At 65.5% G+C, this 12,245-nt stretch carries 11 protein-coding genes; 3 read left to right on the forward strand and 8 right to left on the reverse strand.

Annotated elements, in window-relative coordinates:
• Positions 1-141: 141 nt before the first annotated feature.
• Both BSY18_RS08750 and BSY18_RS08755 read right to left on the reverse strand, forming a co-directional pair.
• Positions 142-594: a MaoC family dehydratase gene (locus BSY18_RS08750; protein ID WP_069050336.1), complete on the reverse strand. Its 453-nt coding sequence runs from the start codon at positions 592-594 to the stop codon at positions 142-144.
• A gap of 172 nt (positions 595-766) precedes the next feature.
• Positions 767-2,686, reverse strand: coding sequence for an acetyl-CoA carboxylase biotin carboxylase subunit (locus BSY18_RS08755; RefSeq protein ID WP_069050337.1), 1,920 nt, complete (start codon positions 2,684-2,686; stop codon positions 767-769).
• A gap of 65 nt (positions 2,687-2,751) precedes the next feature.
• Here BSY18_RS08755 and BSY18_RS08760 point away from each other — a divergent pair, with 65 nt between their 5' ends.
• Positions 2,752-3,084 (forward strand): GIY-YIG nuclease family protein, encoded by a 333-nt coding sequence (locus BSY18_RS08760; RefSeq protein ID WP_069051812.1) that lies wholly within the window; start codon positions 2,752-2,754, stop codon positions 3,082-3,084.
• A 41-nt stretch (positions 3,085-3,125) separates the two neighbouring features.
• Here the strand turns inward: BSY18_RS08760 and BSY18_RS08765 are convergent, their stop codons facing one another.
• Together BSY18_RS08765 and BSY18_RS08770 are read right to left on the reverse strand one after the other, a co-directional pair.
• The gene (locus tag BSY18_RS08765; protein ID WP_069050338.1) at positions 3,126-4,727 is read right to left on the reverse strand and encodes a carboxyl transferase domain-containing protein; all 1,602 of its coding nucleotides are present in this window, start codon (positions 4,725-4,727) and stop codon (positions 3,126-3,128) included.
• Positions 4,727-5,884: an acyl-CoA dehydrogenase family protein gene (locus tag BSY18_RS08770; RefSeq protein WP_171900196.1), complete on the reverse strand. Its 1,158-nt coding sequence runs from the start codon at positions 5,882-5,884 to the stop codon at positions 4,727-4,729. The genes BSY18_RS08765 and BSY18_RS08770 overlap by 1 nt, the downstream gene beginning before the upstream one ends.
• Positions 5,885-5,986: 102 nt before the next feature.
• On the opposite strand from BSY18_RS08770, the gene BSY18_RS08775 reads away from it, so the two are divergent.
• Positions 5,987-6,859: a LysR family transcriptional regulator gene (locus tag BSY18_RS08775; RefSeq protein ID WP_069050339.1), complete on the forward strand. Its 873-nt coding sequence runs from the start codon at positions 5,987-5,989 to the stop codon at positions 6,857-6,859.
• A gap of 132 nt (positions 6,860-6,991) precedes the next feature.
• On the opposite strand, the gene BSY18_RS08780 is transcribed toward BSY18_RS08775, so the two are convergent.
• The 4 genes from BSY18_RS08780 to BSY18_RS08795 form a co-directional block, all read right to left on the reverse strand.
• Positions 6,992-7,513, reverse strand: coding sequence for a tetratricopeptide repeat protein (locus tag BSY18_RS08780; RefSeq protein ID WP_069050340.1), 522 nt, complete (start codon positions 7,511-7,513; stop codon positions 6,992-6,994).
• 29 nt (positions 7,514-7,542) lie between these two features.
• On the reverse strand, positions 7,543-8,769 hold the full coding sequence (locus BSY18_RS08785; protein ID WP_069050341.1) for an RsmB/NOP family class I SAM-dependent RNA methyltransferase: 1,227 nt from the start codon (positions 8,767-8,769) through the stop codon (positions 7,543-7,545).
• A gap of 6 nt (positions 8,770-8,775) precedes the next feature.
• The gene (gene guaB / locus BSY18_RS08790; RefSeq protein ID WP_054134710.1) at positions 8,776-10,233 is read right to left on the reverse strand and encodes an IMP dehydrogenase; all 1,458 of its coding nucleotides are present in this window, start codon (positions 10,231-10,233) and stop codon (positions 8,776-8,778) included.
• Positions 10,234-10,298: 65 nt separating this feature from the next.
• On the reverse strand, positions 10,299-11,834 hold the full coding sequence (locus BSY18_RS08795) for a M28 family peptidase (protein ID WP_069051814.1): 1,536 nt from the start codon (positions 11,832-11,834) through the stop codon (positions 10,299-10,301).
• A 9-nt stretch (positions 11,835-11,843) separates the two neighbouring features.
• Here BSY18_RS08795 and BSY18_RS08800 point away from each other — a divergent pair, with 9 nt between their 5' ends.
• On the forward strand, positions 11,844-12,101 hold the full coding sequence (locus tag BSY18_RS08800; protein ID WP_069050342.1) for a hypothetical protein: 258 nt from the start codon (positions 11,844-11,846) through the stop codon (positions 12,099-12,101).
• The last annotated feature ends 144 nt before the right edge of the window (positions 12,102-12,245 follow it).

A 12,245-nucleotide genomic window follows, 5' to 3' on the forward strand; every position in this document is an offset into this window, starting at 1 on the left:
CTATCGTATACAAATCAGCGCAAATAGCTGTTTTAATGAGACTATAGGTACTGTCTCATCGTCACCCCCGCGCACGCGGGGTCCCGCTTCCTTTTTGCGGCAGCGCCAAAGCGAGATTCCCGCGTTGGCAGGAATGACGGGTCAGGCCTCGCGCTTCTTGAGCAATGCCGAGCGAAGGCAACGGCAGACGACCTCATTTCGTTGATTGATCAGCTCATGCGTGAACGTCACGATCCCGGCATTGGGGCGCGACTTGGATTCCTTGAGTTCGGTCACTTCGCTGGTCGCGCGCATGGTATCACCGATGAACACCGGCTTGGGCATGACGAGCTTGTCGTATCCCAGATTGGCGACCAGCGTGCCCAAGGTCGTATCGCCCACCGACAGCCCGATCATCAGGCTGAAGGTGAAAGTGCCGTTGACAAGGATCTGCCCGAATTCGCTCGCCTTGGCCGCCTCGACATCGAGATGCAGCGGCTGCGGATTGTGCGTCATCGTGGTGAACAGCAGATTGTCGGTCTCGGTCACCGTCCGGCGGATCTCATGCTCGATCTTGTCGCCGACCTGCCACTCGTCGAAATATCTGCCTGCCATCGTGCTTTCTCTGCTCCTTAAACCCCTCTCCCCCCGAGGGAGAGGGGGCGGCAACGGTAGAACGATAGATGGCCCATAGGCCACTCACCCTCTTCCAACTTCGCCTAGCCTCGCTGCGCTCAGCAAGGCTGCGTATCCTTCTCCCGTCAAGGGAGAAGGCTTTGCGCGCGCATCAATCCGCCGCCCCCTCGATCCGCACCAGCAAAGCGTCGACCTGCACCTGCGCACCCTCGCTGGCGTTCAATTCCGCCACCACGCCATCGAACGGCGCGACCAGCGAATGCTCCATCTTCATCGCCTCGAGCGTCAGCAATTTCTGCCCCTTGGTGACCGACTGGCCTGCGGTCACATCCACCGCGATGACCTTGCCCGGCATGGGCGAAAGGATCGAACCGCTCCCCGCCGCCGCATGACCGGATCCGCGGGCAGTGATATCGAACGCATAGGCTGTCCCGTCCGCAAAGAGGATCGCCTGGTCGCCCTGGATATGCCCAGTGACAACCGCAGCATCGGTGTTTTCGGGCAGGTAATAGTCGGCGGCATCGTCTCCGACGGACACGATCTGGTCGCCGATCATCGCGACATCGACTGTTCGGGTTTCACCGCCGCTTGCCAGCGTGACGCGATGCACGGGCACAGTGTTCAAACGGAAGCCAGCATTGTGCACAGGCTCGGTGCTGTCGTGCACCAATCTCGCCGCCACCTCGAACAGGGCATCCTCGGGCTCGCTGGGCGGGATCAGCGCGTCGCCAGCATTGGCGATGAAACCGGTATCCAGATCGGCCTCGACAAAGCTGTCCGACCACAAGGCGCGCACCAGAAAGCCAGCATTGGTCCTCACGGGCCAGACTTCGGTCTCGCTGACGGCATGCGCCAGCGCGGATATGGCATCGCTGCGGGTTTCGCCATGGCAAACGATCTTGGCGATCATCGGGTCATAAAAGGGCGAGACCGCCCCGCCCTGCTCGACCCCGGTCTCGACGCGGTCTGCCTCACCGAACACCAGGTGCTCCAACCGTCCCGTACTCGGCAGAAACCCCTTCGCCGGATCTTCCGCATACAACCGCGCTTCCATTGCCCAGCCGTTGATGCTGAGCTCCTCCTGCCTGAGCGGGATCGGCTCGCCGCTCGCAACACGCAGCTGCCATTCGACGAGGTCGACCCCGGTGATCTCCTCGGTCACCGGATGCTCGACCTGCAGCCGCGTGTTCATTTCCATGAACCAGATGCGGTCGGCGCGCAGGCCTTGCGAGCCATCGGCGATGAACTCGATCGTGCCCGCGCCCTCATAATCCACCGCCTTGGCCGCGCGCACCGCAGCGCCGCACACCGCCGCGCGCGTCGCTGCGTCCATGCCGGGCGCGGGGGCTTCCTCGATGACCTTCTGGTGGCGGCGTTGCAGCGAGCAATCGCGCTCGAACAGGTGGACGACGTTCCCATGAGAGTCACCGAACACCTGCACCTCAATATGGCGCGGGCTTTCGATCCATTTTTCGAGCAGCACGACATCGTTGCCGAAACTCGCCGCCGCCTCGCGCTTGCAGCTGACCAGCGCATCGGCGAAATCCGCCGGTGCATCCACTTTCCGCATCCCCTTGCCGCCGCCGCCCGCGACCGCCTTGATCAGCACGGGATAGCCGATCGCAGCGGCCTGCTCGGCGAGGAAATCGGGGTCCTGATTGTCACCCAGATAGCCCGGCGTGGTCGGCACGCCCGCTGCGTCCATCAGCTTCTTCGCCGCGTCCTTGAGCCCCATCGCGCGGATCGAATCCGGCTTCGGCCCCACCCAGATCAGGCCCGCGTCGATCACGGATTGCGCGAACTCGGCGTTTTCCGAGAGGAAGCCGTAACCCGGATGGATCGCCTCTGCCCCGGTCTGTTTCGCGGCGGCAATGATCTTCTCGCCCACCAGATAGCTCTCGCGCGCCGGCGAAGGCCCGATATGCACCGCTTCATCGGCCGAACGCACATGCAGCGCCTTGGCGTCGGCGTCTGAGTACACCGCGACCGTGCGGACACCCATGGCCCGCGCGGTGCGGATGATCCGGCAGGCGATTTCGCCACGGTTGGCGATGAGGAGGGATTTCAGCATGGAGCGCAACCTTCTACGTCACCCTGAACTTGTTTCAGGGCCCATTTCGCGGCATTTTCGAGGAGATGATCGACCGCCAACCGTGCGTGTATATCCTGGCCAGCGCACCCTATGGCACGCTGTACATCGGCGTGACGTCCAACCTGCTTGGCCGTCTCCACGAGCACCGCACGAGCGAGATCAAGGGCTTCACCTCGCGCTACCATGTCCATCGCCTGATGCGCTTCGAGTTGTTCGACACCATGGAAGGCGCGATCGAGCGGGAAAAGCAGCTCAAGCGCTGGCATCGACAGTGGAAGATAAACCTGATCGAGACCGACAACCCGCATTGGGTCGATCTGGCGGTACCGCTGGGCTTCGATCCCGTCCCACCGCGCGGCAGGCGGAATGGGCCCTGAAACAAGTTCAGGGTGACTGATTTGGCTGCCCACCACCCCCATCACATCCGGAAAACCCCAAACCGGGGCCCCTCCTCCACCGGCGCGTTGAGGCATGCCGCGAGCGCCAGCCCAAGGACGTCCCTCGTCTGCGCGGGGTCGATGATGCCGTCGTCCCACAGCCGCGAGGTGGCGTGGTAGGGGCTTCCCTGCGCCTCATAGTCATCACGGATCGGCTGCTTGAAAGCTTCGGCCTGCTCAGGGGTCCAGCTGTCTGCATCGCGGTGCACCGTTGCCAGCACCGACGCTGCCTGCTCGCCGCCCATCACGCTGATGCGCGAGTTGGGCCAGCTGAACAGGAAGCGGGGCGAGTACGCCCGCCCGCACATGCCGTAATTGCCCGCGCCGAAGCTGCCCCCGATCAGCACGGTGACCTTGGGCACGCTCGCGGTGGCGACCGCGGTCACCAGCTTGGCGCCATGCTTGGCAATGCCTTCGGCCTCATACTTGCCACCAACCATGAAGCCGGAGATGTTCTGCAGGAACAGCAGGGGAATGCGCCGCTGGCAGGCGAGTTCGATGAAATGCGCGCCCTTGACCGCGCTTTCACTGAACAGCACGCCGTTGTTGGCGAGGATCGCGACCGGCATTCCCCAGATATGCGCGAAACCGCATACCAGCGAACTGCCATACAGCGCCTTGAACTCGTGGAACTCGCTGCCGTCGACGATCCGCGCGATGACCTCGTGCACGTCATACGGCGCGCGGACATCCGAGGGGATGATGCCGTACAGCTCCTCCGCGTCGAACTTCGGCGGACGCGGATCGCGGACATCGATGTTGACCTTCGGGATCGGGCCCAGATGCGAGACGATGTCGCGCACGATCGTCAGCGCATGTTCGTCATTCTCGGCAACATGATCGACCACGCCCGATTTGCGCCCGTGCAGATCGCCGCCGCCCAGATCCTCGGCGCTGATTTCCTCGCCCGTCGCCGCTTTCACCAAAGGCGGCCCGGCGAGGAAGATCGTGCCCTGATTGCGCACGATCACGCTTTCGTCGGACATCGCAGGGACGTACGCGCCGCCCGCGGTGCAGCTACCCATCACGCAGGCGATCTGCGGGATGCCCTTGGCGGACATGTTCGCCTGGTTGAAGAAAATGCGGCCGAAATGGTCGCGGTCGGGGAAGACCTCGGCCTGGTGCGGCAGGTTGGCGCCGCCGCTGTCGACGAGGTAGATGCACGGCAGCCGGTTGGCCTCGGCGATCTCCTGCGCACGCAGGTGCTTTTTCACCGTCATCGGGTAATAGGTGCCGCCCTTCACCGTGGCGTCGTTGCACACGATCATGCACTGGCGACCCGAGACGCGGCCGATGCCGGCGATCATCCCTGCGCCGGGAATTTCGCCATCGTACAGGTCACAGGCAGCAAGTTGGCCGATCTCGAGGAACGGCGAGCCTGGGTCGAGCAGCCGCTCGACGCGCTCGCGCGGCAGCAGTTTGCCCCGCGATGTGTGCCGCTCGCGCGACTTGGCGTTGCCGCCGAGAGCGGCTTCGGCGACCTTGCTCCAGAGCTCATCACGCAGGGCGATATTGTGCGTGAAAGATGCGCGGTAGGTGTCTGAATTGGTGTCGATCTTGGTGTCGAGGGTTGGCGCGGTCATCACCGAGCTCCAATCAGTTCGCGCGCGATCAGGAAGCGGCGGATTTCGTTGGTCCCTGCCCCGATGTCGTACAGCTTCGCGTCGCGCAGGAAGCGTTCGACCGGCCAGTCGGTGGTGTAGCCCGCCCCGCCCAAGGCCTGGATCGCCTCGAGCGAGCATTTGACCGCGTTCTCGCTGGCCAATAAGATCGCACCGGCGGCATCGAACCGCGTCGTCTTGCCCGCATCACAGGCGCGCGCGACCGCATAGACATAGGCGCGGGCGCTGTTGAGCGCGACGTACATGTCGGCGACCTTGGCCTGCACCATCTGGAACGAGCCGATGGGGGAGCCGAACTGCTTGCGCTCGCGCACATAGGGCAGCACCACGTCGAGGCACGCCTGCATGATGCCCAAAGGCCCGGCAGCGAGCACCGCGCGCTCGTAATCGAGCCCGCTCATCAGCACGCCGACACCGCCGTTGAGCGGACCCATGATGTTCTCCGCCGGCACGAAGCAGTCATTGAACACCAATTCCGCCGTCGGGCTCCCGCGCATCCCCATCTTCTGGATCTTCTGGCCGATGCTGAACCCCGGCATATCCTTTTCGATGATGAACGCGGTGATCCCGCCCGATCCTTCCCCGGTCTTGGCATAGACGATCAGCGTCTCAGCATACGCCGAATTGGTGATCCAGAACTTGGTGCCGTTGAGCCGGTATCCGCCCGCGACTTCGCTGGCCTTGAGCTTCATCGAGACCACGTCCGATCCGGCGGCGACTTCGGACATCGCCAGCGATCCGACATGCTCGCCCGAGATGAGCCCGGGCAGATACTTCGCCTTCTGGTGCGCGTTGCCCCAGCGGCGCAACTGGTTGACGCACAGGTTGGAGTGCGCGCCGTACGACAGCCCCAGCGAAGCGCTCGCGCGGCTGACCTCTTCCATCGCGATGACATGCTCGAGATAGCCCAGCCCCAGCCCGCCGTCTTCCTCGCCCACGGTGATGCCGTGCAGGCCAAGTGCGCCCATCTGCGGCCACAATTCGATCGGGAACCAGTCCTCGGCATCGATCTTCGCGGCGATCGGCGCGATCTTGTCCGCGGCGAAGCGCGCGGTGGTGTCGCGGATCATGTCCGCAGCCTCGCCCAGCGCGAAGTCGAAATCGGGCATCGTGGACATCGCAATGATCCTCTCGTTTATCTGTCGATTGAAGCGGCTTTTAGAGGGCACGGTCAACAAAGGAAAATTGATATTGAAAGGGGTTTATCCTAGACGCTGTCTATGATCGAACGCTACCTGCTGCGCTATTTCCTCGCTGTCGTCGAGCACGGCAATTTCACCCGCGCCGCCGAGAGCTGCAACGTGACCCAACCGACACTGTCGGTGGGCATCGCGCGGCTGGAAGAGAGCGTGGGCCAGCGCCTGTTCCACCGCACCAACCGCCGCGTCGACCTCACCCCCAATGGCGCGCAGTTCGCCGAGCATGCGCGGCGGATCGAGGCGCAGTTCAATCTGGCCGAACAGGCGATGCAGCAGCGCCAGCCCCAGGCGATCGTGCGGCTCGGGCTGCTCTCCACGCTGCCCAGCCCGGTGGTCGCGGCCATCGCGCAGGCGCTGGGCGAGATCGATGGCCTGCGCACCGAGTTCGTCGAAGGCCGGGCGAGCGAGCTCACCGACCGACTGGATGCGGCGCGGATCGATCTGGCGGTGACGCTTGAGCCGCAGGGACGCCACCGCGCGCAGTTCCAGCCCGTAGCAACCGAAGGCTACAGCCTCGCTTTGCCCGCCAGCCACCCGCTCGCGGCGCGCACATTGATCGCCGGGCACGAGCTCGCCGACAATGTGATGCTGGTGCGCCGCCATTGCGAGGTGCTCACCGCCACCAGCCAGCACTTCACGGCCAGAGGCGTCCGCCCCTTCTTTGCGGCCCGCTCAAGAAGCGACGACCGCATCCTCGCACTGGTCGCGGCGGGCGTGGGCGTGACGGTGATGCCCGATTGCTTCACCGCACCAGGCGTGGCGCGGGTGCCGATGGAAGACTTTGCGCATACACGAACTTTGGGCGTGCTGATGCGCAAGGCGGACGCGGTGCCCGAGGCAGTGGTCGCACGGGTGCGCGGGGTGCTGGGAGAACGGATTGGGGGGACTTGGTAGGGGAGGATCTGATCCTGTCACGCCAGGCTGCGCGGTTCAAATCCTCTTCGACCGCCTGAAAAGACAGATTCCAACGCAGGTCGTCAGGGATCAACCGAATGGTATCGCCTCGCCCCTCAGCCCAGCCTCCCCTCAGGGCTGCTCGGTCACCGGCGCCACCGTCGGCGTGGACGCCACCGCTTCTGCCGACAGCACCGGCTTGGCGGCGGCCTGGTCGATGGCGGTGATCAGGCGGTTCGTCTCGGTGCAGCCGGTGGTGCAGATTGCCTCGATGCGTACCAGGTTGCGGCGCGCCTTTTCGACCGCGCCGCGCTGGACCATCGCCTCGCCCTGGCCCGCCAGTGCGGCGACATCATTGGGGTCGAGCCTGAGCGCCTCGCGGTAGAAGCGGATCGCCTTGCCGGGCAGGCCTTGTGCGCTCGCGACCTGCGCCAGCGCGATATAGGCGGTGCGGTTGCCCGGATCGACCGCCAGCGCGGCCTCGTACAGTCCGATCGCCTCGTCGAGCTTGCCCGCCTGCTGCACGCTCGAGCCTTCGTCCACCAGCGCCTGCGAGGCGGGGTTGACGGCATAGCGCACCGGCTGGCCGATCCCGGTGCTGGAAACAGTGGCAAGCAGCAGTGACAGCGCGACGGCTGCGGGCGTGAAACGCATGATAGTCTCCCAGGTTGACCGCAAGGCTATCACGACCGGATCGCTCTTGTGAAGAAAAAGCCATCGGTGCCGTCGTGATGCGGCGTCAGGAGCATTCCGGCGGGCTGGTCGGCGGCATCGTGCGATGCGGCCAGCGCGCCATCGGCCCTAACAGGGCGGCCAATGTTCATAGTCTTCAAGGATATATGCCAGCCGGGCTGATCGCACAAGCCGCGCGCGACCTGCCGTGCGCCCTCTTCGGGGAGCAGCGAGCACACCGCATAGACCAGAGCCCCGCCGGGCCGCACCAGCCGCTTTGCGATCTCGATCAGCCGCGCCTGTTCGGCGACCAGTTTGTCGAGCCGCTCGGGGGTGAGCCGCCAGCGAGTCTCGGGGTTTCGCCGCCAGGTGCCCGAGCCGCTGCAGGGCGCATCGACCAGCACCACGTCCGCCTGCCCCTCGAAATGCTCGAGGCTCTCCCATTCGCGCTTGGGGTTGAGCAACAGCGTCTCGATGCTATCGGGCCCGGCGCGCCGGCGCCGTGGCTCCATGGCCGCGAGCCGGTCGCGGCTGGTATCTGAGGCGATGATCCGCGCAGCTGGCAGCATCGCCGAGAGCGCGAGCGTCTTGCCGCCTGCGCCCGCGCACAGATCGATCACCAGCGCGGGCGCATCGTCATCCAGGCACGCCTGCACGATCGCCTGGCTGCCCCAGTCCTGCACATCGACAGCGCCCTGTAGCCACGGATCGCTGGCCTCGATCGCGGTGCCGTTGGGCAGCCGCGCCGCACGCGGCAGCGCATCGCTGAAGGCTATCTCGGGCCAGTGTGCGCTGAGCGCCGCCCGGGTCGTGCGCGCAGGATCGTAGCGCAGGTCGAGCGCGGCGCGATCGAGCAAGGCGGCCTTTGCCTCGGCGTCGAACAGCGCGGGCAAGCGCGCCTCGATCCAGCCGGGGATCACGTCGCCGCTTGCCACAGGCTCGTCATCGGCGAGCGCAGCCGGGCCATAGCTGCTGCCGTCGAACAATGCAGCAAGCTCGGCATCCTCGCGCGCCAGCCCCGCCATCGCGGCGCGGCCGTTATCGGGAATCTCGCCGAAGCGCCGCACCGCGCGCCAGGCCAGATCGCGCACCGCGCGCCGATCGCCCGATCCCATATAGCGCCGCTCGCGGAAGAAATTGCGCGCCAGGGTGTCCGCGCTCGCCCCCTGCCCGCGCGCTGCGGCCAGGATCGCATCGACCAGATCGATCGCCGCCTGGACGCGGGCCGAGGGCGTCATGCGCGGTTACCGGGTCGGGTAATTGGGAGCCTCCCGCGTGATCGACACGTCGTGGACATGGCTTTCGCGAAGCCCCGCATTGGTGATCCGCACGAACTCGGCATTGCGGCGCAGCGATTCGATGGTGGGCGATCCGGTATAGCCCATTGCCGCCTTGATGCCGCCGACCAGCTGATGGACGACATCGCGCGCCGGGCCCTTGAAGGGCACCTGGCCCTCGATGCCCTCGGGGACGAGCTTGAGCTGATCCTTGATGTCCTGCTGGAAGTAGCGGTCGGCGCTGCCGCGCGCCATCGCGCCGACGCTGCCCATTCCGCGATAGCTCTTGTAGGCACGGCCCTGGTACAGGAAGGTCTCGCCCGGAGCCTCTTCGGTGCCCGCGAGCATCGACCCGATCATGATGGTCGATGCGCCCGCAGCCAGCGCCTTGGCGGCATCGCCAGAGGTGCGCAGGCCGCCATCGCCAATCACCGGGATGCCCGACTTGTCCGCTTCCTCGGCTGATTCCATGATCGCCGAAAGCTGCGGCACGCCCACGCCCGCGACGACGCGGGTGGTGCAGATTGATCCGGGGCCGATGCCGACCTTGATGCCGTCGGCGCCCGCATCGATCAGCGCGCGGGTGGCACCGGCGGTCGCGACATTGCCCGCGATCACCTGCACCTTGCTCGAATACTTCTTGATCGCCTCGACCGCGACCGCGACCATCTTGGAGTGGCCATGCGCGGTATCGACCACAATGACGTCGCACTCGGCATCGATCAGCGCCTTGCTGCGCTCGAAGCCAGCCTCGCCCACGGTGGAGGCGGCGGCGACGCGCAGGCGGCCTGCGGCATCCTTGGTCGCATCGGGGTTCATCACCGCCTTTTCGATGTCCTTGACCGTAATCAGTCCGATGCAGTGATAGTTGTTGTCGACCACCAGCAGCTTTTCGATCCGGCGCTGGTGCAGCAGGCGGCGCGCATCCTCCTGGCCGACATCGGCGGGAACGGTGGCCAGATTCTCCGAGGTCATCAGCTCGCGCACCGGCTGGTTGGGGTTCTCGGCAAAGCGCACGTCGCGGTTGGTGAGGATGCCGGCGAGACGGCCCGATTCCTCGACGACGGGGATGCCCGAGATCGAGTGCAGCCGCATCAGCGCCTGCGCTTCGGCGAGCGGTGCATCGGGGGTGATGGTGATGGGATTGACCACCATGCCGCTTTCGAAGCGCTTGACCTGGCGGACCGCCGCGAGCTGCTCCTCGATGCTGAGGTTGCGGTGGAGCACGCCGATGCCTCCCAGCTGCGCCATCACGATCGCCATGCGCGCCTCGGTCACGGTGTCCATCGCCGAGGACAGCACCGGGATGTTCAGCCGGATCGATTTGGTCAGGTACGTCGCGGTATCGGCCTGGCTGGGCACGATTTCCGATGCCGCAGGGCGCAGCAGGACATCATCAAAGGTAAGGCCGAGGGGGATGTCCATGCGGAATGCCACTTTCTTGATCCGAATCTGGTTTCTGGTGGCGGCCCATGTAACCAAGCTGCGCGTCAATCGCCAGTGGGTGCGGGGTTATATTTCGCTTCATCGGCAAAATGCCGCACCAGATCGACGTGCAGATTGGCATCGTCCGCTGCTCCTCCCAACGGCGTGGCATCGGTCAGCTCGTCATCAGGCTGGTGATAGACGGTGGTGAGGAACGCCTGGAGCAGCGCCATGTCGGCGAACGAGCCGCCCGCCATGATCGACTTGACGCCCTTGGCGGCGAGCGCCCAGCCATCTTGGCGGCGGATGAAAGCATTGGCTTCGGTGTCCGAATCGACGGTGCGCCCGGCGGCGATGGCTACCTGATCGACGATTTCGTCCAGCCCGTTCTCGCCGCGCCCGACCAGGGCCACCGGAGCGCCCTTGGGCGCGATCGCCACGGTGTCGATGTTGAGCGCGACCAGGATCTGGTCGAGCGGCACCACCGGATTGTCGGCGAAATGATAGGCGCCCAGCAGGCCGCGTTCCTCGGCGGTGGTGCCCATGAAATACACGTCGCGGTCGAGCGGCGCACCGGCCCCGGCGCTGCGCGCGAGGCGTTCTGCCACGGTAAGCAGCACCGCCATGCCGCTGGCATTGTCCACCGCGCCGTTGCAGATGCGGTCCTCGGCCTCCTCGCTGCGGCAGATGCCGAAGTGATCCCAGTGCCCCAGCACGATCACCGCGCCCGATCCCGGCCGTGCGCCCGGCAGCTTGCCGATGACGTTGTGGCTGGCGAACGCGCGCACCTGCGTGCTGGTGGCAAGGTCGAGCGTGACCGGCAAAGTGATCGGCGCAAACGCCGCATCCTGCGCGCTGGCGATCGCATCGTCGGGCGAAAGGCGGGCGGCACGCATCAGCGCCTGGGCCACGTCGCCGCGCAGCACGCCGCCGATCTTCGCGCCCTTGTCATCGCTGGCCAGCCGCATCGATCCGTTGGCGAGCTGCGCGCGCAAAGCACCCCAGGACGCGCCTTCGGGTGCGGTCATCAGCACCGCTGCAGCGCCGGCATCCGCCAGCATCTTCTGGCGATCGCGCAGGTTCGGCAGCTTGGCCGCGCCTGCGAACTTGGGTTCGGCCGACAGCATGAGCACAACGCGCCCCTGAACATCGGCGTTCAGCGTTCCATCGGCCTTCACGCCGAAGCCGACGAACACCGGCTCCCCAGTCACGCGATCGGTGGGGTTGCGGCCCGCCAGCACGACGCCATCCTCCTTGAGCGCGAGCGCCTTGCCGCGCGCCACGGCGCTCACCGCCTGGCCATAGGGCTTGCGTTCGACCAGAGGCACCGGCTGAAACCAGGGCCGTGCGGTATCGTTGGTGCCCGATACCAGCCCGTAGGACGCCCAGGTCTTGGCGAGATAATCGAGCGTTCTGGTTTCCCCCGCGGTTCCCGGCGCACGCCCCTCGAACTCGTCGCTTGCCAGCACCGCGATATGGCTGCGCACTTCGGATTCCGAAATCGGCGCGGGCCGGTCCTGCGCCATGGCGGCAGGAACGGGTGAGGCAACGGCCGCAAGGGCCAGGACGGACAGGGCACGACGCCGGATGCAGGTGATCATGACATCGTCATGGCGCAAAGCCCGATGCTGGTGCAAGAGAGCGAGCAGCGCACGGCATCCCGCCGCGCCGAAATGCCCAAGGCTGTTGCAAAAATGCCCCGCACCCGGCTCAGCATCTGCGTACGCAAGCGCCGCTTTGCCAGCCAGAGCGATGCGATCGCCGCCGCGCTGGCCGCGGATATCGAACTTCGCCCCTATGTCTGCGACCGGTGCGGGCAATATCATCTCACCAGCCGGTTGAAGGGCAAGCGGCGGCTTGCTCGCTGACGATGGCGACGCCGATCACAAATTGAATTGATTCAGGCGCTTGCAGCCATCTCCCAGGCTATCGGCAGGGATTGGACACGACAGTTGTCTGTAAAACAATTGCATGCCACACAACTATATCAAGTTGAGTGAAGCTGCATTGTG

Origin of the sequence: Blastomonas sp. RAC04, assembly GCF_001713435.1 — a bacterium.
Lineage (GTDB): Bacteria > Pseudomonadota > Alphaproteobacteria > Sphingomonadales > Sphingomonadaceae > Blastomonas > Blastomonas fulva.

Coding starts and splice junctions, on each gene's coding strand:
- BSY18_RS08785 (WP_069050341.1), bottom strand. CDS start 8,769: ATGACGCCCTCGGCCCGCGTCCAGGCGGCGATCGATCTGGTCGATGCG.
- BSY18_RS08755 (WP_069050337.1), bottom strand. CDS start 2,686: ATGCTGAAATCCCTCCTCATCGCCAACCGTGGCGAAATCGCCTGCCGG.
- BSY18_RS08750 (WP_069050336.1), bottom strand. CDS start 594: ATGGCAGGCAGATATTTCGACGAGTGGCAGGTCGGCGACAAGATCGAG.
- BSY18_RS08780 (WP_069050340.1), bottom strand. CDS start 7,513: ATGCGTTTCACGCCCGCAGCCGTCGCGCTGTCACTGCTGCTTGCCACT.
- BSY18_RS08760 (WP_069051812.1), top strand. CDS start 2,752: ATGATCGACCGCCAACCGTGCGTGTATATCCTGGCCAGCGCACCCTAT.
- BSY18_RS08770 (WP_171900196.1), bottom strand. CDS start 5,884: ATGTCCACGATGCCCGATTTCGACTTCGCGCTGGGCGAGGCTGCGGAC.
- guaB (WP_054134710.1), bottom strand. CDS start 10,233: ATGGACATCCCCCTCGGCCTTACCTTTGATGATGTCCTGCTGCGCCCT.
- BSY18_RS08800 (WP_069050342.1), top strand. CDS start 11,844: ATGGCGCAAAGCCCGATGCTGGTGCAAGAGAGCGAGCAGCGCACGGCA.
- BSY18_RS08795 (WP_069051814.1), bottom strand. CDS start 11,834: ATGATCACCTGCATCCGGCGTCGTGCCCTGTCCGTCCTGGCCCTTGCG.
- BSY18_RS08775 (WP_069050339.1), top strand. CDS start 5,987: ATGATCGAACGCTACCTGCTGCGCTATTTCCTCGCTGTCGTCGAGCAC.
- BSY18_RS08765 (WP_069050338.1), bottom strand. CDS start 4,727: ATGACCGCGCCAACCCTCGACACCAAGATCGACACCAATTCAGACACC.